We start from the raw sequence: 18469 nt of genomic DNA on the forward strand, positions 1-18469 counted from the left end.
ACAACCACCATTCCGAGCCATGAACCGACCGAGCGCGCAAGCCGCTGCGGCGCAAACCCGACGTTACGATCGCGCGAACCTGCTGGTGCTCGCGCTGCAGAGCCTGATCTGGGCCGGCACGCTCACCTGGCTCTCGCATACGGGCGCGGGCGCGATCAAGTGGCTCGTGCTCGTGCCGTTCTGCCTCGTGATGCAGGGCGTGTTCTCGATGATGCACGAAACCTTCCACGGGTTCGGGCATCGCCGGCCGATCGCGAATTATATGATGATGTGGTGGGCGTCCACGATGTTCGGCGCGGCCGCGACGCTCATTCACGTGAATCATCTCGGCCATCACGTGCGCAACCGCACGCGCGCCGAGCGCGCGGATTTCGCGACGGGCGACGAATCGCTGCTGCGCAAGTGCATCGAATACTACGCGGCGATCCTCGGCGGCATCTGGCTCGGCAGTTTCGCCGGCAGCTTCGTGCTCGCGCTGGTGCCCGGCCGCACGATGCAGCGGCTCGCCGCGCGCGGCGACGACAACACCTACGCGGCCGCGTTCAAGGAATTCAGCGCGGCCGACTTCCGCCGCATCCGCTACGAAACGCTCGCCGGCGTCGCCGCCTGGCTGCTGGCCGCCTGGCTGTTCGACTGGTCGGCGTCGGCGGTGCTGGCCGCGTATGTCGCGTTTGCGTTCTCGTGGTCGTCGCTGCAGTGGGTGTACCACATGCGCACGCCGCTCGACGTCGTCGAAGGCACGTACAACATGCGCGCGCCGACCCCCGTGCGCTGGCTGCTGCTGAACTTCAACTACAACCTCACGCATCATCGCCGCCCCGCGCTGCGCTGGCAGGACATGCACGCGGCATCGGACCTGCGCGAGACGCGGCCGCTGTGGTACGGCTGGCTGACGATCTTCACGCCGCCGCGCCGGCTGCCCGACGATCTCGCGCAACTCGACAAGACCTACTTCTGATGGATGCTTCCCGCAGCCCGGCCGACGCATGGCGCGCGTTCGCGCGCGCCGCGCAGCCGGACGTCGAGCGCTGGCTTGCTGGCCTCGCGGCGCCGGGCGACGCGCAGGCGCGACGGCTGACGGCGCTGCTCGCCGCGAACCGCGACACGGCGTTCGGGCGCCGGTTCGGCTTCGACCGGATCGACGGCCCCGCGCAGTTCCGCGAGCGTGTGCCCGTGCAGCCGGCCGCCGATTTCCTGCCGTGGCTCGATCGCGTGTCGCACGAGCAGGCGCCGGTGCTGACCGCCGAGCGCCCGGTGTTCCTCGAACGGACGAGCGGCAGCACCGCGCGCAGCAAGCTGATTCCCTATACGCCCGCGTTCCTGCGCGAGTTGCAGGCCGCGATGATCGTGTGGCTGGCCGACATGTACCGCGCGTGCCCGGCGCTCGGCGAAGGGCGTGCGTACTGGTCGATGTCGCCGCCGCTGCATGCGCCCGGCGTGGCGCCCAACGGGATACCGGTCGGCTCGGCCAGCGATCTCGACTACCTCGGCGACAGCAGCGCGGCCGCGCTCGCGTCGACGCTGCTCGTGCCGCCGCTCACCGGCGACGTGTCGACGTGGCGGCGCGAGACGCTGCGCGCGCTCGTTGCCGACGAGGCGCTCGCGTTCATCAGCGTATGGAGCCCGACGTTCCTGACGAGCGTGCTGCGCCCGCTGTTCGAGCGCGACGATGCCGACGGCGCGCGCGATCTCGCGTGGGTCGATGCGGCGCTGCCGTCGGAGCGGCGCGCGGCGCTGCGTCGTGCGGCGGACGCGGGCGATTGCCGCGCGCTGTGGCCGTGCCTGGCCGCCGTGAGCTGCTGGCTGGACGGTCCGAGCCGGCATTACGCCGACGCGTTGCGCGTGCGGTTTCCGCACGTGCAATGGCTGCCGAAGGGACTGTTTGCGACCGAAGGCGTCGCGAGCATTCCGTTCGGCGCGGGTGAAGGCTGCCCGCTCGCGATCGGCAGCCACTACCTCGAATTCGTGCGCGACGACGGCAGCGTGTGCGATGCCGAAGGGCTGCGGCCCGGCGACGACGCGCAGGTGCTGCTGACCACCGGCGGCGGGCTGTATCGCTATGCGCTCGGCGATCGCGTGCGCGTGGTCGGCATGAGTGCGCGCACACCGCGCATCGTGTTCGCCGGGCGCGCGGCGGCAAGCGTCGATCTCGTCGGCGAGAAGCTCGACGAGCAGATCGCGGCCGAAGCGCTGCATCGCGGGCGCGGGCCGTGCGACGAAGTCGGCGCGTGCCTCGTGCCGAGCGCGGCGCGAGACGGAATGCCCCATTACGTGCTGTGCGTTGCCGGCGACCTCGGCGACGCGGCGGCCGACGCGATGCGTGCGGCCGTCGAAGCCGAACTCGAGCGAGCGTTCCACTACGCACACGCACGCCGCCTCGGCCAGCTCGGCCCGCTGCGCGTGCGGCGCGTCGGCGGCTCGCCGGCGCGGCTCGGCGACCTGCTGCAGCAGGCGGCCGAGCGGGCCGGCATCCGCGCGGGCGACGTGAAGCCGTGCGCGCTCGTGACGCGGCCGGCGATGGCCGACGCGCTGCTCGCGATGACGAATGAATGACGCGATGAACGACATGATCGAACCACAGGGATGCGGGCGCGAGTGCCCGGCGCGCGACGCGGCGGATGCGCACGAACCCGCGCCGCCGGCCGACGGCCTGCGCGAGCAATGGTTCGTCGCGTGCACCGAACGCGAACTTCCGCGCGACAAGCCGCTCGGCGTGCGGATTCTCGATACCGGCATCGTGCTGTTCCGGCAGCGCGACGGCCGGATCGCCGCGCTGATCGACCAGTGCGTGCATCGCGGCACGCGCCTGTCGGCCGGCAAGGTCGACCGCGACACGCTCGTGTGCCCCTATCACGGCTGGCGCTACGACGGCGCGGGGCAGGTCGTCCACGTGCCGAGCATCGACGGCACGCGGCCGACGGACACGCCCGGCCGCTACCCGTTCCGGCAGCGCGCGCTGCCCGTGCAGGTGGCCGACGGGCTGGTGTGGGTGTATCCCGGCGCCGGCGACCCGTCGGCGCGCGCGATCTTCCGGATGCCGTTCCGCGACGTCGCGCCATGGCAGTCGTACTACATGGTCAACACGTTCGACGGCGACATCGCGATGCTCGCGCAGAACTTCATGGACGTGCCGCATACGGTGTTCGTGCACGACGGGATTTTCCGCAGCAGCCGCGGCCAGGCGATGGAAGCGACGGTCGCGGCGACGCCGGACAGCGTCGCCGTCACGTATCACGACGGCGACGACAAGATCGGCTTCTGCCTCGACTGGCTCACGAACCCCGATCGCGTGCCGCTCTCGCACGTCGACCGCTTCATCGCGCCGAACGTGACGCGCTGCGACTATCTGTGGGGCGAGCGCTCGGGTTTCCTGATCGTCAGCCAGATCACGCCGATCGATGCGCGCCGCTCGCGCGTCTATACGTACATCGCCTATCGCTTCAGGTTGCCGCGCGGGGTGCTGCGCGCGCTGCGGCCGCTGCTGAACCTGTACACGCACCTCGTGATCCAGCAGGACGTGCGGATCATGCGCGCGCACCGGCAGGGCCTCGACAACGCGCCGGGCTTTCGTGCGCACAACGTGCGCGCCGACATCGTGCACGTCGCGATCGACCGGCTGCTCGACGCGGTCAGGCGCGACGAGCCGCTGCCGGCCGAACAGTGCGGCGAGAAGGTGATGCGGTTCGAACTGTAGGCGCGCCGCGCGGGGCCGCGCGGCGAGGGCGGCCGGCGAGGGCGTGAACGGGCCCTAGCGTGCGGGCCCGGATGCCCGGCCTTCGGTCAGGTGACGATGCACGGCCGGCAGATGCTCGAGCGCGAGCGCCGGATACGCGTGATGGACCTGGTGATAGCCGATGTTGCGCGGATACAGCACGAGCTTGCCGATCCAGCCGAACGTCATCGTGCGCGTCATCCGCCAGATCGATTCCGGCGCGCGCTCGTCGATCTCCACGTGATCGTGTTCGAGCAGCACGCGGTTCGCGTTCATGATGCCGCCAACGATCCACGGCAGCCCGTAGTAGGTGAAGAACGGCAGATCCCAGTGCACGACGGCCGCGATCGCGAGCAGATAGCCCGCGCAATGCGGCAGGTCGGCGCGTGCGCATGCAATGACTTCCGGATGACGGCGCAGGTCCTGGCGCGAGCGGTCCTGCATGAAGCCGCGCGCGTACCACGGCCGGAACGCGGGCCACGCGAGCGCGAGCGGCGCCATCAGCGCGCGCAGCGGCCACCAGACCGGCAGCAGCGCGCCGCGCAGCATCATCGCGCGCCGCACCCAGCCGCCGCGCGCGGCGAGCCGGTGCAGGTACGGATCCTCGGCGGTGCCGACCGCGCGATGATGACGCAGATGGTGATAGCGCATCGCGGCGATCGACGATCCGATCGTCCAGCCGGCGAGCGCCTCGACGAGTGCGAGCGGCAGCGTCATGCGCCGCATCGGCAGGTGGCAGGCGTCGTGCAGGATCACGCCGAACGCCTGCAGCCGGCCGGCGATCAGCAGCACGGCCGCCGCGTAGACGAACGGGTTCGGCACGAAGCGGATCGCGGCCCAGCACAGCAGGATGCCGAGCCAGTCGACGCACGCGTAGCGGACGAGCCGCCACGGCCGAGCGCCGGCCGTGAACGGCAGCGTGCGGTTCAGTTCGGCAGGTGTCGGCAGGGCGGATGGGGTCGGCATTCGGTGGTGTCGGGCGTGCCGTGGGCGGCGCGCATGCAGGCTTGTCGGTCGGCAATATACACCGGTTTCGGGCCGCGGTCGGCCATCGTGCATGCGCCGCGGCGGTCAGTTTCCGGCGCAGGGCGCGCCGGACCAGCGCGTTGCCGCGCGGGCCGCGTCGTCGAGGTTCGCACCGTCTTCGCGGGCCCAGGCGACGAAACCGTCGGGCCGCACGAGCACGGCGCGCAATCCGAGCCGGTCCTGCGCGTCGCTCGCGACGTACGCGACCCGGTCGCGCCAGCGGCTCGCCAGCGCCTGCAGCGGCCGGCCCGCATCGAAATCCAGCAGCACGCCCTTGCCGTGCCTGAGGCGTTCGCCGAGCCGCGTTCCGTGGCCAGCGCGAAGTCCGGCGCGCTGCGGCCCACGAGCGGGTGGCCGCCGGGCGCGTACGCAACGGATACGCCGCACACGCGTTCGGCGAAGTAGGTCGCGCCGTCGGCGCGCCGCGCCCGGGTCCGGGCTTGCGCTCAGGCGAGCAGCCGCAACGCGTCCGCGAGCGACAGCACCGTCGTGCGCGATTCGAACGCGGTGGAGAACAGGTGCTCGTGAACCACCGGGTCCGGGTCGTAGCAGCAGTCCTTGACCGTGTACAGGCGGAAGTCCGCGTCGCTTGCGTGGGCGATCGACGACAGCATCACGCCGGTCGATGCGATGCCGACCATGATCAGCGAATCGATGCCTTGCTCGACCAGCCGCGCTTCGAGGCCGGTGCCGAAGAACACGCTGGCGCGATGCGCGACGATCAGCGGCTCATCTTCCCGCCGGCCCAGCTCCGGGCACGGGCCGTCGTCGACGAAGCGGCCGAGCTGCCTGATGCCCTGGCCGTTCTTGTTGCGCGGGCTGATTTCCGGATAGCCGGGGCTGAACCGGAGATTCGCGAACCAGACGCCGATGCCGCCGGCGCGCGCCGCGTCGCAGAGCCGGCGCGTATCGGCGAGCAGCCCGGGCGCGACCGACGGAAAGAGCTCGAGGATGTCGGTCTGGTAGTGCATGACGAGCAGCGCGGTGCTCGACGGCACGATGGCGGGAACCGGCGAGGGGTGGTCGTCGGTGTTCGTGCGGGTTGCCGTTGCGATATCCGGGGCGTTTGGCCGAGCCATGAACGAAGGTCTCCGATGGTCCGCGGGGAATGTCAGCGTTCCCGATTTGTACCGGAAAATCGTGCCGGCCGCCGAGGCGTTTTTCGTAGGCGCGTTGTATCGTGTCGTGCTGCGGGCCGGCAATCGTCACGCCGGTGCTCCGTTGCCGCCTGCCGGCCATATACTGGCGGTCGTTTCGTCGACTACCGGTCGGCCGGGCCGGTGCGATGCCGGCTTCGATGGCCGGCCCGAGATGCGCCGCTGTCGGGCTGCCGCTTTCGCGCGGATCGCGTGCGGCGCAGCAACGCCGGCAGGCCGTGCGCCCCTGTCACGTTGTATCCATGCGAGCTACGCGCCATGCCGGTTACCGGATTCAATCACTACAATCTGCGGGCGGACCGGTCGACACTCGACGCGCTCCGCGATTTCTACGTCGACATCGTCGGCCTGCGGCAAGGGTTTCGCCCGCCGGTCAAGAGCTTCGGATATTGGTTGTATGCGGGCACGCAGGCCGTGCTGCATCTGTCGGAAACGCGGCCGGACGAGTCTCGCCCGTCTCACGTCACCAATACGTTCGATCACGTCGCGTTTTCCTGCACGGATGCCGACGCAATGGCGCGCCATCTGACCGGGGCCAACGTGGCATTCACGCGCAAGCACGTTGCGCTCACGGGGCAGGTGCAGATATTCTTCAGCGATCCGGTGGGCCATCGCGTCGAGTTGAATTTTGCGCAAGCCGACGAATGATCGCGCGGGGCGCTTGCCGCCCGGTTCTCACCCGAAACAATAACAATGCGCCAGGTTGGCGCTCTACCCGGAGGAAGGCGGATTCATGGCAGCGGTACATATCGTTTTTGGGGCGCAGGGTGCAGGCAAGTCCACGTACGCGCGCACGCTTGCAACATCCACCGGCGCAACGCGCTTCTCGATCGACGAATGGATGGCGCAGCTGTACGGCCCCGATCTTCCGGATCCGGTCGACCTGAACTGGATCATGGCGCGCGTGCAGCGTTGCGAGAGTCAAATCTGGCGCACGGCCGAACAGATCGCGAAAAATGGCGGGAACGTCGTACTGGATCTCGGCTTCATGAAGGTGCGAAATCGTTCGGCGTTTGTCGAACGCGCCGAGAATGCCGGTATTTCGAGCGCGCTGCACTATGTCACCGCACCGCATGACATTCGTCGCGATCGTGTGTTGACCCGGAATGCGGAGCAAGGCGAAACGTTTTCGTTTGAAGTCTCGCCGGCGATGTTCGACTTCATGGAAAAGCAATTCGAAGATCCGACGGCGCTCGAGCTGGCATCGGCAACCGTCTTCGATTCTCATCGCCCGGCCGGGGCGTGAAGCTGCCGAGCGCCCGAGCCATCGAGGACCGAAGGGGCGCCGGCGGGCGGTTGAGGAGGCAAGCCGTCGGCGCGGCGAACTGCGGGGCGACGGCGAATCCCGGCTAACGCACGAGATCGCAATGAATCTGCAGGCTTTCCGTGGCGTTGCGGTGAATCCGGAATCCGTGTCGCGTCAGCGCGGCCTGGATCTGCGCCAGGGCCGACGCGCAGCGCCGCACGCGGCGCTGCTGCCAGCCGGGCGGCGTGAATACGCCGAGCGGCAGCATCCGGATGCGACGACCGTTCACGCTGAACGACACGTCGATGTGCGTTCCGTCGACATCGTGTCCGTTGCTGCCGAAAATATCGTCCAGTTCGCCGCGCCGGGCAGGGTAGAGCAGGCGGAACGTGCCGATGCCCAGCGCGCGAAACTGGCGACGGGCAAAACCGAGGCCGGATGCGCGGGGCTCGTAGCCACGTGTCAGGATCAGGTCGATCTGTGCGGGCAATTCGGTCTGGATTGCCTGCAGCTTGCCCAGGACGTGTGTATCCACGTGGACGTGCCGCGCCGGCCAGCGCGGACGGATCTGGACGCCGGCTTGAACGCCGTGCGTCAGGGTGAGGAGATTCGGGGGCATCGTCGGGTTGTCCATGGACGCAACGGGTAATCGGCGAGAGCCGTCGACGGGCGATTTTCGCATCGAGCATGCCGGCGTGGGGCGATATCGGCACATCGACGTCTCGAACCGGCCGGTTGCGATTCCAGCGTCAGCGCGCCTGTCCGTCTGAAATATAAACCCGCAGGCGGTTCCTTCGCGATGCCGTCGAGACGGCCCGGCCGGGCGAACGTCATGCTGCCTTCGACGTTCGGGATCGGCCGCGGCCGTGCCGCCCGGCTTGCGCCGGGCGGCCTCGACACGATACGCTGCGATGCAACGCTCGCGCCGAACGCGTTACGCCCGTGGCGCACGGTCCCGCACGCCGCGACCGTACGCCGCCCGGGCAGGCGCGCTCCGATGGCGCCCGGGCGTCAGGAGGCGCTTTTCGCGCTACTGCTGCTGCGCACCGTTTGATTCAGATAGAACAGAACCCCGGATGCGTTCTTGCTTTTGAGTTGAACGATACGGAACGCGGGATCGGCCGTGCTATTGATCGCCCAGAACGCCATGGCGGTGCCATTCCCGCATTTCGCGGCCGGCGCGGCCACGGTGGCCGACGTGACGCCCGGCAAGACGGGAACGTTCGACGATTCGACATCGCAATTGTTGTTGTCACGGGACTGGATGAAGACGCCGGTGGTGGTCAGCGGCGAATTCGCGGGCGGCGGCGTGAAGTCCACGGACATCGAGGTTTGCTGGCCGGCCAACGATCCCGTTGCCGTCAGGAAAGTCGCCGTGACGTCGCTGCCGAGCACCGGGAAATACCCCGCGTTGTAGGCGTTCTGGCCGAGCGTGGCATCCGCGAAGCTGTTGGGATTGGTCACGCTGTAGGTGCCGAGTGACGTGCCGCTCGAGTTGTACAGGGTGAACTGGTAGACCGCCTGCGGCGGGAGGGTCGACAGATTGATCGGCGTGCCGCCGGAGATCCAGTATCCCACCGACGCGGGCGGCGTATATGACGAAGGCGCCCACGACCAGCGGTACTCGCTCGTTCCGCTGATGCCGGAGGTGGGCGGACGGGTCAGCGCGGCAGACGGCGCCGTGCTCAGCAGATTCATGTCGCCGCTGCTGTCTTTCGCGAGCCACAGGCCGCACGGGCTCGATGCCGACGTCGCGGCCGGATTGCAGGTCGTTCCGCCGGGCAAGCCGGGCCCCGTGACATTGACGAAACTGATATTGGCACCCGAATGCCCCGTACCCAGACTCCCGACCGACAGATTCACGCCCGCATCGAAGAACGGGACATCGGGGTTGCCGGTTGCCGGGTCGGTATAGGTATCGAGGAAATTCCGGTAAGTGGTCCGCGTCGACACCGACAGGTTGTAGGGAAGCTGATTGCCGATGATGTCCCAGGTTCCCGACGGCGTCTGCTGTACGGTCGTATAGAGCGTGTATTGCCCGTTACTCCCGGATGCGCTCGATAATCCATAAGGAATACCGATCAATGCGCTGGTTCCCGCACTGTTGACGGAGACGACAACCGGTACCGAGCCGTTGAGGTTCAGGCTGGACGAGCTGAGGTCGGTGTTGTACTGCGTGATGTTCGTGAAACCATTCTCCAGGTAACTCGCGTCGATCAGGCCGCTGCATGCCGCGCCGGTTCCGCCTGCCGCGCCGCACGATTGCAGTGCGGCAGGGAGCGTGCCGAGGTAGGTCTGCAACGACACGAGCGCCGCGACCGTGCCCGAGCTGACCGTCGGCGCGACCGGTACGTTGGCCGCCGTCGACGTATTGTTCAGCGTGAGGTAAGCCGCCTTCTGCGACGCTGCGCTGGTCGGTGTCTTGTAGACCAGGTAGGTTACCGCGCCTTCCGGCACGACACTGACCATGTCGATCAGCGCATCCGCGCCCGAGTGATTCGCGGTGAAGGGGGTGCCGACCGGATCGAAGTTCGCAGGCAGGCCCGTTGCCGCCAGCAGATTGGACAGATAGGTGTCGAGCGTACCGGTGGCCGCGGTCACGCTCGCGCCCGTTACCGCGTTCAGTGTCGTCGCGGCGCCGGGCGTGACGAAATCCAGCGGGTTGCCGTCGGACGTCAGCAGGGCACTCAGTGCCGTGGTGAGCGTGGTGACGTTCGAGGTGGCGGTCTGGCCGGCTGTCGGCAAGCTCGCCAGTACCGACACCATCGGGCTGACCTGGGCGGACGGATCGGTGGCCACCAGCGCAACCGGTGCGGTGAGCGCACTCGTGACCAGCGTGAAATTGCCGTTCGTGTCCGCGGTGGCGGTGGCGGTCTTGCCGTTGACATCGGTGGCGGTGACCACGGCATTCGCGACGGGGTTGCCGCTCGCGACCGTTCCCTGGATCGCCGGCGGAGCAGCCAGCGCGGAGCCGCCTTGCGGTCCGCTGTCGGTCCCTCCACCGCATGCGGCAAGCCACAATGCGGCCGACGCGAGCACTGTGAGGCGTCCCCGGCTCGGCGTGATATGAGCAAATTCCATGCTGATTCCCCTGGTGGTCAATTCAAAGAAAACCACTCGATAGCCTGCGTCGATCCCGGCAGACACACGAGCAACCGAGTTTAGGAAATGCTTCGCGACTCTCGGCACGTCGGTCGAAGCGATCGGGCAAGCGACAAAAAATCGTGGCCCCGTGAACGTGCGTGTTCGATGTTTCAACTCTCCTTGCCAGGCCCGCTGCCGTGTTCGGTCCGGCGTTTCGCGATCCCTGGCCATACGTTGCGATTGCAGCGGGCTCGCCCATGCCGTTCGGAGTCGTCGCCGCTCGATCAGGTTGCCTGTATGGTTAGTATTTCTTATCGACGTTTCTGGACTGACGTCCATCGGAAACGATCAGTCAGTCAACCGAACGAAAGTGCTCCACATTCCCGGCTATTACAAAATCATTTCGTAAGCTGCCTGTGTGTTTTCCTCGAGCTTGAAGCGATGGCGGTTTGCCGACTTCCGGTTGCCGCTGCACCGCGTTAACCGCCCGGTACGGTTTCACGAGCAAGATTAGCTTGACGCTATAAGTGAAGCATCCACAATATTGGGGAAAATCGTCGGGCTCGATGCCCAGGCGAGGCGACAGCGGGTTGGCTATACGACAGGCGGCGGGGAAGCCACGGCAATGAAACGTACAGCAGATGAGGCGATAGCAGCGCTTTACACCGCCGCGGTCGATCCGAACCAATGGGATTCAGCCCTCGACGCATTGACTGCGCTGGCCGATGCACGGGCTGCGAACTGTTTTGTGCACGACGCGCTTTCGGGAAGCTTTCTGGAATATCGCTTCACGGGATACGGCTCGAACTGGGCGCAGGCTTATGCGGAGCATTACCACAGTCTCGATCTGGCGCGCGGCGTGCTGCTCGCCAAGCCGGGCGGAAGAATGTATCCGATGCATCGCTATGTACCCGACAGCGCGGTCCAGCGCAGCGAGTACTACCAGGACTTCTACGTGCGCGAGGGGCTTCGCTATTCCTGCGGCGGCACGCTCCTGGAGGGCGATCAGCGCCTGATCCTTGCGGTCCATCGTCCGGTGGGCCATCGCCCTTACGACGAGACGACTGTCGGCGAGCTTCAACGGGTGCTGAGCCACTTGCCCAATGTCTTTCGCGTGCGAAACCTGGCCGCCAGTACGGCGGATCAAGCACTGATGACCAGTGCCGCGCTCGACGCGCTTCCTCGCGCCGCCATCGTTGTCGACGCGGAACTCAATGTCCGCTATCTCAATCGCGCAGCGGAAGCCGTGCTGCGCGAGTCCACCGCGGTGAATGTTCAGATGAATCGCCTGACCCTCGACGGGCTCGGGCTTGCGCAACAACTGGCGCACAGGGTCCGGCGCGCCTGCCTGACGGTGCCCGAGACGGACGCCACCGCGCTTTACGTGCGCCAGGAGCGCGACGGGCTGGTCATCGAGGTCAGTGTCGTGCCGCTGAAACCGCAGGTGGCGACCGGCCTCGGTTCGCCGCAGCCGCTGGCAATGGTTCTCTTGCGCCGGCCGTTCCGCAAGACGGAATGGCCGTCGTCGGCCGCGCGGTCATTTGCCCTGTCGGGCGCCGAAATGGCTGTTGCAGCAGCGATCGCCGCGGGGCTGACGCCGGGCGAATATGCGGTACGGAAAGGCGTGCAAATCAGTACCGTCCGCAGTCAGATCAAATCGATCCTTCAGAAGACCGGCACGCGGCGCATCACGGACATCGCGATACTGTTTGCCGAGATCGACATGTCCGCGTCGGGCCCCAGGAAGTCGCCAGTGGAAGAGTCGATGTCGGCGCTCAGTACGAGCGAGTGACTGCCTGGCGGTTGGCTTGTGTGTCGCTGCCCGGGTGTTCGCCTGTTGTGTTGCGATAGACGAGTCGCGCCTGACTTTGCCGCTTCACCGTTTCGCCGGCCGGAATCGGCCGAGCGTGGCGTTCGACATCGTCGTCGAAATCTTCGACAATCGGCCGCACTTTCACGAACGACAGCGGCCGCGGGCCGACACCCGGGGCGGCAAGCACGATGGCGAAACCAATCTTGATCCTGGTGCTGAAGGGTTCATTCCCGGATGCTTTTTGCTTTGTCGAGACGCTGCTTCAGTCTCTTGGATTTCTGCTCGCCAATCCTGACAGCGGACGGGTCACACACTGGAGCGACGACGGCCAGCAGAGCGCGGTATCCCGAGCCGGGATCGTTGACGAGGCACCGGCAGGCGTGGTGAAGAACGTGCAGTTTTGGCGGTCCGGCGATGATGACCTATTCGTGTCGTGGATCGATGTGTCGCCGGGATGGGAATTTTCTTTTCATCTCAATGGCGTTACGGCGGAATTGAAGGTCGCGTTGGCAACCGCGCTCTCAAAGGCGGTCCTGGTCGATTTGAAGCTGCAATATGGGGAAGAGAGCGCATTGAGGATCGATTTTGACTGACGCTGCAACCGGGAGCCTTGCCCGGATTCGGTTTGCCAGATCCAGCGACCGGTTTGGGTGCAATTGACTGGCTGTAGGGCAGGTCCGTCTGCAGCCCCCCGGCCTCCGCGCAGCTTGAAGCTTGTCGCATCGACGGGGTGAATCCGCAGCCGATAGTGGTCAGTCGACGATCCGGTTGAAATTCTCGACAATCCGCAGGACGTCGCCGCCTTGCTGTGCGAGGTTGCGAAATCGCTTCCGAAGCCCGCCACCTATCCTCACAAGGTGCAATGCCTTTACCGCTCGTCTTTTTGCCTGCAATGCCATGCGACGGACGCATGTACGCCGATCAACTCGAAGGGTTGAGCGATCTGGTCGCACCGTCAGTTCGGATACTGGCCTGTCCCACGCTCGCCGAAAGTGCCGAGAGGCTGCTGGCTTCCATCGACGGGCCGTTCATCATCGCAGGCACGGCCTACGGGGGCAGTGTCGCGATGGAAGTCTTCGCGCGCGCGCCCGAACGCGTGCGTGGGCTCTGGTTGATGAACTGTCAGCCGGGAGTCCATCCGTACCCGGATGTCGCTCGCGCCACCAGCCGAAGGATCCGGACAGGAGAGCATGAGCAAGTGCTCGCGGAATTCGCCGAGAACGCGATTCCCCCTGACGACGTCGGCTCGAGAGCCGCGTTCGTTCAGATGGCTCGTGATGCCGGGGCCGAGATGTTTGCACGACAATCCGATGCGACATCGACCCGCTCGGACCATTGGTCGACGCTGGCAACGAGCACGACTCCAACGCTTCTCATCTGGGGAGCAGCGGATCGCTTCGTTCCGGCGGAAGTCGGTCGGCGTGTCGCCAGGCTCATGCCGCATGCGCGATTCGAGTTGCTGGAGGGGTGCGGACACTTTCCGACGCTTGAGCGGCCAGCGCGATGCACGGACATTGCCCGGCGCTGGCTGGTCGAGCAAGTGATCGGCAGCCCGGCCCAAGGCCTGGCAGCTGGATGAGCGAATGCTCAAGACGTCGAGCGAGGACCGATCGCTTCAAGACATCGAGCGGTTGAATCTGCCGCCGGCTGTTCACGGTCACGAGCCGGACACATTCCGCATCGGCTCACGACCGCCGTTCATTGGCTCGTGCTACGATCCGCGAAGCCTGACTGACATACCGAAGCAGGCAGTCACTCACCCGTAGCGAACCGCAAAAGACTCTCCTCGCACAATGTACGCAGCTGCCTGGCCTCCCTCGAAAACGCATTGAACGCCACTGGCGATGCAATGGCTGCATCCGCCCTGGCATTCGTTCCGGATCTGCTTGGAATGGCAGTCCGGCGATGTCGCTCGAATCGACTGACCTCATTCGGATTCGTGCGACTGCGTTTTTCAAGAGACCACAACATGCGTATTCTCAACGCGATGGCGGCTCGCGCCATCCCGCTCGTTCCCCGTTCGCTGATCCGCAGGATTTCCCGTCGATATATCGCCGGCGAGACGCTTCGCGATGCGCTTGCGCGCGTCCAGGCGCTCCACGCAGCCGGCTTCCGGACAACCGTCGATGTGCTGGGCGAGAGTGCGATATCGTCCGATCAGGCGGAGTCGATGACCCGCGACTATCTCGATCTCGTCGAGACGCTCGGCATGGCAAATGAACCGGCCGAGCTGTCGATCAAATTGACTGCGCTGGGGCTGCATCTCGACGAAGACGCCTGTATGGCGAGAGTCGCGGCGATACTGCGATCGGCGGCAGAACACGGGCTCGGTGCATGCATCGACATGGAAGACATCGGTTGCACCCGGAAAACGCTCGATGCGTTCGCGAAGCTCGAAGCCGACGAATATGCAATCGGAATCGCACTGCAAGCGTACTTGACGCGCACACACGACGATATCGTTCCACTGCTGGCGCGCAAGAGCCGCATGCGCATCTGCAAGGGCATCTATGCGGAAGCAGACGAGCATCTCGTCGACGGTGCATCGAGGGATCGCGCGGCAATCAATGCGCACTTCGCCCGACACGTATCGAGTGCGATACAGGCGGGATCGTTCGTGGGTATCGCGACCCACGATGCGCAATTGATCGATATGCTGACCACCTGGCTGAAACGCGAGCGGATCGACCGGTCCCGGTTCGAATTCCAGATGTTGCTGGGCGTATGCGAGCCGGCGCGCGATGCGCTGCTTGCCGAAGGATTCAATGTGCGTGTCTATGTGCCGTACGGTCGCGACTGGTATGGCTACAGCATCCGGCGAATCAAGGAGAATCCGCGGATCGCCGGATATGTCCTGAGGGCGGCGATACGTAACGATCGGGCGCGCTGACACCTGCAGCGTCCATCCGCAGATTGGGGCCAACCAGATGGTTGGTCCCGGTCTTGTGATTATCGGGTGCGTTTGCGAGGTGCTTCCGTGTCGGACGGTGGTCTATGCCGCGAGCGGCGCCATGACGCGTTCGCCGTCGCCGAGGAGGAGCGGCGCTTGTCGACCGCATTCCGCAAACCGGCCCTGTTCACTTTGTCGACCCTGCGCTCGGTGGCACGTTGAGCGCTCTTCGACCGACAAGCGTCGCGCCCCGGCTATCGCCGATCTTGCCGTGTCTGGTCGAACGCTTCGCTAGGGGCGTAGCCGTATCGTGTCTTGAAAATCCGGCTGAAGTATTTCTCGTCGATGAAGCCGAAGCGTCGTGCGATAGTCCGGATTTTCTCGCTGCTCCGCTGGCCGCTCGACAGCACCTGATGAGCCAGATGGAGCCGACGCTGACGGATCTCGCGCATGACGCCGCCGGAAGGGGTGAAGAGCTGATACAGCTTGGCACGTGATATTCCCGCTTCCCGGCAGATACGATCGGGCGTCAGGTCGGCCTCGAGCAAATGCATGTCGATGTAGTGACGTATGCGCCGGGCAAGCAGTTCGTCGACGACGTGAGGGGATTCCGGGAGCCCGTCGGACGCATTCTGCACGCAGGCCAGAAGCAGTTGCGTCGTTGCATCGGCAATGTAGGGAAGCTCGGCCGCGCTCAGTCCGGGCAGGTTTTCGCGAAGCGAAAGCAGGTGGTCCCGTAGCAGGGCGACCGACCCTTGGGATAGCGAATACCCGTGTAGCCGCTCTACCTTCGGAGGTAGCAGTGAGCGCGGCACCGCGAGGGAAATCTCGTGGCCGCTGGTGGCGATGTACTCGAACGGTCGTCCGTAGTCGAGCAGGTACACGTCGGCGGCCCGCTTGATCTGCGAGACGGATCGGGTGCGAAGGCTGAGCGATCCGCTGACTTGCAGGTTGAAGCAGTAATAGTCGTGATAGTCCGCACGGACATGGCGCGGGGTTCGAGCGGCGCCGAAGCTTGCCGCAGCCGGCCCGCCTTTTCCTTTCCAGACGCGATTTTCGAGGACGAACGGTCCGAACGAGACATGCTGGCAGTGCAGGTCGAACGCAGCACGTGCGCTTCCGTCCGGAGAAAAATCGAAGAACGGCACTTCCACCGCCCATGCTTCGAATTGCTCGTCAGGCGGGGCATCGGACGTCGAAAATCGTTCGACATGCGGACGCGATGGGTCGCTTGGCATAGGAAGTCAAGATCGTTGGCAGACAAGCCAACATGCTCGCGCGGCATCGTGCGGCCAGTCAGTTCATCCGCGGTAGCGATACTGCCGGCGCCGCAGGCCGGTGGTCATCCGACGAGGCGCCAGCAGGGTCTTGCCAAGATAGCATGCCTGGTGAAGAAAGCGAAAACCATGGCGGCACGATGATTGCAATAAGTTAGTTCGACTTTGCAGTCGGCCCCACACCCGTCGCGGCAATCCGGCACAGCAAACTGTACGGCGTTACTTTCGGATGACTGATTGGTTGATGTGCCCGACACGGCGTTGGGCACGACGGGCGATGCGATTGCTCCCCAAGTCGTGACCCGTCGCTGAAAGGTTTACCTTTCTGTGTTGTAAAAATCATGACCGCCCGGGCGTCAATCGTCAGTGGGTACGTAAAAAATTTATCGTTCAGTAGCTAATTCGTGTTTATTAAAACGCGTGTCCACCAAGTGTAGACGCTACGCTACCTTCAATTGAAACAGTATGGATTAAGATACTTCCGGCGTCATCTCTGCGTCTAAAATCGACTCCCTGGCGCCTTTTCCCGCGCTGGCGGTCCGCGAGCACGGTCGCGGCATACGTCGGAGCATGAATAAAAAGCGTGGATTTTAGATGGAATGAAGTGGCGAGATTAAATGAATTCGAATTCGGGTATTTTAAAATTAGAGGCCTGGTGCCTTGGAGTGTCGGCAGCGGTATCTCCTGTATGGGAAATGTTTTGAAAAGCGTGGCAAGCATTAACCTGTCGCGCGTTATTTGACAATGAAAGGTCCAGCTTGCGGTGGGCATGACGGCATGTCGCTTTTGCCGGCGATTGCGTTGCCCGGCCCAGCGGACCGGAAACCCACGGAATGGGGAAGCGGGTATGACATTCCTCGATAACGGTCTGTCCGCCCTGGTCGGCCGGCTTTACGACGCCTCGCTTGACGGTAGTCAATGGGTAGGGATGGCCTCGACGATCGCAGCGACGTTCAACGCGAATAGTGCCGTTCTGAAGCTCCATGACGGTGCGAGCGTGCAATTGCTCGAGTGCACCGATAATCTGCAGATACCACCGGCACGCCTGGATTGGGCAAACCACTGGCACCAGAACGATCTTTGGGTCAATCGCGCGGTGGCGCGCAGCGTTGAGACCATCTTTACGGATCGCGATCTCGTCACGCCGCGCGAGCAGCGCGAAAGCGGTTTCTATCAGGAGTGGCTGTGTGAACTCGACATCCATCATGTCGTCGGCACGCTGTTTCCGGTCGGTGACGGTGCGCTTGGCGTGCTGGGTATTCACCGCCCGAAATCGGCGCGCCACTTCGGCGCCAGGGACCGCCGGAGGGCAGCGTTTCTCCTTCCGCATCTCCAGCGCGCTTTCCAGTTGAGCCAACGCTTGTCCACCGTCCGGCACGAAGCCGCGCTGGAAGCGCTGAACCGCGTCGATACGGGCGTGCTGGTCACGAATCAATCGTGTCATGTGCTGTACGCGAACGCGATGGCGGAGTATCTGCTTCGCGCGAGCCAGGCAATTCATGGTCTGGCAGGACGCGTACGCCTTGACGATAGTGCGTTGCACGAGCGGCTTGTGCAGTTGATCCGGTCCTCGGTGTCGACGGCGTCCGGCCGGGCGAAACCGCTGGGCCGGACGTTGAAGGTTCCACGCACCGGTCGTTTGCCCCTGACGCTGAGCGTCAGTCCGTTGAGGCCGAGCGGCCTGATCAGGACGGCCACACCGCTGGCGCTCGTTTTGCTGCGCGACCCGGAATATCCGACAGCGAGCGTGTGCCATTTGCGAGAGTTGTTCGGCTTTACCCCGACCGAAGCAGCCATTGCCGCCGACCTCGGGACGGGGCTTTCGCTGGATGAGATTGCCCGACGCAAGGGTATTGGCATGGGCACGGTCCGATCCCATCTGAAGCGAATCCTGTTCAAGACCGGCACGAATCGACAGGCTGAAGTGGCAGTGCTCGTGGCGCGAAGTGTGGCGTTGTTTCGACCGCCGGAAGAGGAAATCTCTCCCAAATGAGAGGCGACAAGTATCCCCGTCGTCGGTAATCTCGTGCCTGAAAACGGGAGCGCGGCTGCCTCGCTCCATACATCGCCGATGGGATTCGGACGACGATGGCGAGACGCGAAGAATCATGTCGAGTGATGACCGGAAATTTAATGCAGGAATACTGATTAGATGTCGAGGTGACCATGCAATGTGGTGAGTGTTCGGCGTCTGTCGATTCCAGGCGGTTGAGCGAGGCGCCGCGATGGATGATCCAGGCACGCGATACAGCATGCTTGCAAGT

18 protein-coding genes are annotated in these 18469 nt (G+C 64.9%); 10 read left to right on the forward strand and 8 right to left on the reverse strand.

Features of this window, described 5'->3' with window-relative positions; all coding sequences use genetic code 11:
- Window positions 1–19 precede the first annotated feature (19 nt).
- The 3 genes from GQ57_RS19410 to GQ57_RS19420 are packed head-to-tail and all read left to right on the forward strand — an operon-like array spanning window position 20 to window position 3694.
- Complete coding sequence (locus GQ57_RS19410; protein ID WP_034198754.1) at window positions 20–958, forward strand: fatty acid desaturase family protein; 939 nt, start codon at window positions 20–22, stop codon at window positions 956–958.
- A complete protein-coding gene (locus GQ57_RS19415) occupies window positions 958–2553 on the forward strand; it encodes a GH3 family domain-containing protein (RefSeq protein ID WP_034198755.1) in 1596 nt (531 codons plus the stop codon). Before GQ57_RS19410 ends, GQ57_RS19415 begins: the two co-directional genes overlap by 1 nt.
- Window positions 2554–2566: 13 nt before the next feature.
- Window positions 2567–3694 carry an aromatic ring-hydroxylating oxygenase subunit alpha gene (locus tag GQ57_RS19420; RefSeq protein WP_235215094.1) on the forward strand — a complete coding sequence of 376 codons (1128 nt, stop codon included), beginning with the start codon at window positions 2567–2569 and terminating at the stop codon, window positions 3692–3694.
- A 54-nt stretch (window positions 3695–3748) separates the two neighbouring features.
- Here GQ57_RS19420 and GQ57_RS19425 read toward each other — a convergent pair whose 3' ends face one another.
- The 3 genes from GQ57_RS19425 to GQ57_RS19435 all read right to left on the reverse strand — a co-directional run bounded on the left by GQ57_RS19425 (window position 3749) and on the right by GQ57_RS19435 (window position 5817).
- On the reverse strand, window positions 3749–4678 hold the full coding sequence (locus GQ57_RS19425) for a fatty acid desaturase family protein (RefSeq protein ID WP_031398787.1): 930 nt from the start codon (window positions 4676–4678) through the stop codon (window positions 3749–3751).
- A 105-nt stretch (window positions 4679–4783) separates the two neighbouring features.
- A complete protein-coding gene (locus GQ57_RS44275) occupies window positions 4784–5125 on the reverse strand; it encodes an aromatic-ring hydroxylase C-terminal domain-containing protein (RefSeq protein ID WP_425321991.1) in 342 nt (113 codons plus the stop codon).
- A 59-nt stretch (window positions 5126–5184) separates the two neighbouring features.
- Complete coding sequence (locus GQ57_RS19435; protein WP_034198757.1) at window positions 5185–5817, reverse strand: cysteine hydrolase family protein; 633 nt, start codon at window positions 5815–5817, stop codon at window positions 5185–5187.
- A gap of 336 nt (window positions 5818–6153) precedes the next feature.
- On the opposite strand from GQ57_RS19435, the gene GQ57_RS19440 reads away from it, so the two are divergent.
- Window positions 6154–6543: a VOC family protein gene (locus GQ57_RS19440; protein WP_031398790.1), complete on the forward strand. Its 390-nt coding sequence runs from the start codon at window positions 6154–6156 to the stop codon at window positions 6541–6543.
- Window positions 6544–6628: 85 nt separating this feature from the next.
- Complete coding sequence (locus tag GQ57_RS19445; protein ID WP_034198788.1) at window positions 6629–7141, forward strand: AAA family ATPase; 513 nt, start codon at window positions 6629–6631, stop codon at window positions 7139–7141.
- A gap of 103 nt (window positions 7142–7244) precedes the next feature.
- Here GQ57_RS19445 and GQ57_RS19450 read toward each other — a convergent pair whose 3' ends face one another.
- Together GQ57_RS19450 and GQ57_RS19455 are read right to left on the reverse strand one after the other, a co-directional pair.
- Window positions 7245–7775 (reverse strand): hypothetical protein, encoded by a 531-nt coding sequence (locus GQ57_RS19450; protein WP_031398792.1) that lies wholly within the window; start codon window positions 7773–7775, stop codon window positions 7245–7247.
- A gap of 377 nt (window positions 7776–8152) precedes the next feature.
- Complete coding sequence (locus tag GQ57_RS19455) at window positions 8153–10258, reverse strand: carboxypeptidase-like regulatory domain-containing protein (RefSeq protein WP_160257534.1); 2106 nt, start codon at window positions 10256–10258, stop codon at window positions 8153–8155.
- Between the two features lie 592 nt (window positions 10259–10850).
- On the opposite strand from GQ57_RS19455, the gene GQ57_RS19460 reads away from it, so the two are divergent.
- A complete protein-coding gene (locus GQ57_RS19460; RefSeq protein WP_235215095.1) occupies window positions 10851–12017 on the forward strand; it encodes a LuxR family transcriptional regulator in 1167 nt (388 codons plus the stop codon).
- Here the strand turns inward: GQ57_RS19460 and GQ57_RS19465 are convergent.
- Window positions 12001–12225: a hypothetical protein gene (locus GQ57_RS19465; RefSeq protein WP_034198759.1), complete on the reverse strand. Its 225-nt coding sequence runs from the start codon at window positions 12223–12225 to the stop codon at window positions 12001–12003. The two genes, GQ57_RS19460 and GQ57_RS19465, sit on opposite strands and share 17 nt — an antisense overlap.
- Before the next feature lies 1 nt (window position 12226).
- On the opposite strand from GQ57_RS19465, the gene GQ57_RS19470 reads away from it, so the two are divergent.
- The 3 genes from GQ57_RS19470 (at window position 12227) to GQ57_RS19480 (ending at window position 14928) form a co-directional block, all read left to right on the forward strand.
- Window positions 12227–12631 (forward strand): hypothetical protein, encoded by a 405-nt coding sequence (locus tag GQ57_RS19470; RefSeq protein ID WP_034198760.1) that lies wholly within the window; start codon window positions 12227–12229, stop codon window positions 12629–12631.
- A 317-nt stretch (window positions 12632–12948) separates the two neighbouring features.
- The gene (locus GQ57_RS19475; RefSeq protein ID WP_235212688.1) at window positions 12949–13617 is read left to right on the forward strand and encodes an alpha/beta fold hydrolase; all 669 of its coding nucleotides are present in this window, start codon (window positions 12949–12951) and stop codon (window positions 13615–13617) included.
- A 390-nt stretch (window positions 13618–14007) separates the two neighbouring features.
- Window positions 14008–14928 (forward strand): proline dehydrogenase family protein, encoded by a 921-nt coding sequence (locus GQ57_RS19480; RefSeq protein WP_031398798.1) that lies wholly within the window; start codon window positions 14008–14010, stop codon window positions 14926–14928.
- Between the two features lie 254 nt (window positions 14929–15182).
- On the opposite strand, the gene GQ57_RS19485 is transcribed toward GQ57_RS19480, so the two are convergent.
- Together GQ57_RS19485 and GQ57_RS44380 are read right to left on the reverse strand one after the other, a co-directional pair.
- Window positions 15183–16166, reverse strand: a complete 984-nt coding sequence (locus tag GQ57_RS19485) for a helix-turn-helix domain-containing protein (RefSeq protein WP_081896714.1) — start codon at window positions 16164–16166, stop codon at window positions 15183–15185.
- 104 nt (window positions 16167–16270) lie between these two features.
- On the reverse strand, window positions 16271–16489 hold the full coding sequence (locus GQ57_RS44380) for a DUF4189 domain-containing protein (protein ID WP_081896715.1): 219 nt from the start codon (window positions 16487–16489) through the stop codon (window positions 16271–16273).
- 563 nt (window positions 16490–17052) lie between these two features.
- On the opposite strand from GQ57_RS44380, the gene GQ57_RS19490 reads away from it, so the two are divergent.
- Window positions 17053–18198, forward strand: coding sequence for a helix-turn-helix transcriptional regulator (locus GQ57_RS19490; protein ID WP_034198761.1), 1146 nt, complete (start codon window positions 17053–17055; stop codon window positions 18196–18198).
- Window positions 18199–18469: the final 271 nt, after the last annotated feature.

This window comes from Burkholderia sp. MSh2, from assembly GCF_000731655.1.
In the GTDB taxonomy this organism is placed as follows: domain Bacteria; phylum Pseudomonadota; class Gammaproteobacteria; order Burkholderiales; family Burkholderiaceae; genus Burkholderia; species Burkholderia paludis.

Coding starts and splice junctions, on each gene's coding strand:
- GQ57_RS19490 (WP_034198761.1), top strand. CDS start 17,053: ATGACATTCCTCGATAACGGTCTGTCCGCCCTGGTCGGCCGGCTTTAC.
- GQ57_RS19435 (WP_034198757.1), bottom strand. CDS start 5,817: ATGGCTCGGCCAAACGCCCCGGATATCGCAACGGCAACCCGCACGAAC.
- GQ57_RS19445 (WP_034198788.1), top strand. CDS start 6,629: ATGGCAGCGGTACATATCGTTTTTGGGGCGCAGGGTGCAGGCAAGTCC.
- GQ57_RS19425 (WP_031398787.1), bottom strand. CDS start 4,678: ATGCCGACCCCATCCGCCCTGCCGACACCTGCCGAACTGAACCGCACG.
- GQ57_RS19440 (WP_031398790.1), top strand. CDS start 6,154: ATGCCGGTTACCGGATTCAATCACTACAATCTGCGGGCGGACCGGTCG.
- GQ57_RS19485 (WP_081896714.1), bottom strand. CDS start 16,166: ATGCCAAGCGACCCATCGCGTCCGCATGTCGAACGATTTTCGACGTCC.
- GQ57_RS19460 (WP_235215095.1), top strand. CDS start 10,851: ATGAAACGTACAGCAGATGAGGCGATAGCAGCGCTTTACACCGCCGCG.
- GQ57_RS19420 (WP_235215094.1), top strand. CDS start 2,567: ATGATCGAACCACAGGGATGCGGGCGCGAGTGCCCGGCGCGCGACGCG.
- GQ57_RS19480 (WP_031398798.1), top strand. CDS start 14,008: ATGCGTATTCTCAACGCGATGGCGGCTCGCGCCATCCCGCTCGTTCCC.
- GQ57_RS19450 (WP_031398792.1), bottom strand. CDS start 7,775: ATGGACAACCCGACGATGCCCCCGAATCTCCTCACCCTGACGCACGGC.
- GQ57_RS19475 (WP_235212688.1), top strand. CDS start 12,949: ATGTACGCCGATCAACTCGAAGGGTTGAGCGATCTGGTCGCACCGTCA.
- GQ57_RS19470 (WP_034198760.1), top strand. CDS start 12,227: ATGGCGAAACCAATCTTGATCCTGGTGCTGAAGGGTTCATTCCCGGAT.
- GQ57_RS19410 (WP_034198754.1), top strand. CDS start 20: ATGAACCGACCGAGCGCGCAAGCCGCTGCGGCGCAAACCCGACGTTAC.
- GQ57_RS19415 (WP_034198755.1), top strand. CDS start 958: ATGGATGCTTCCCGCAGCCCGGCCGACGCATGGCGCGCGTTCGCGCGC.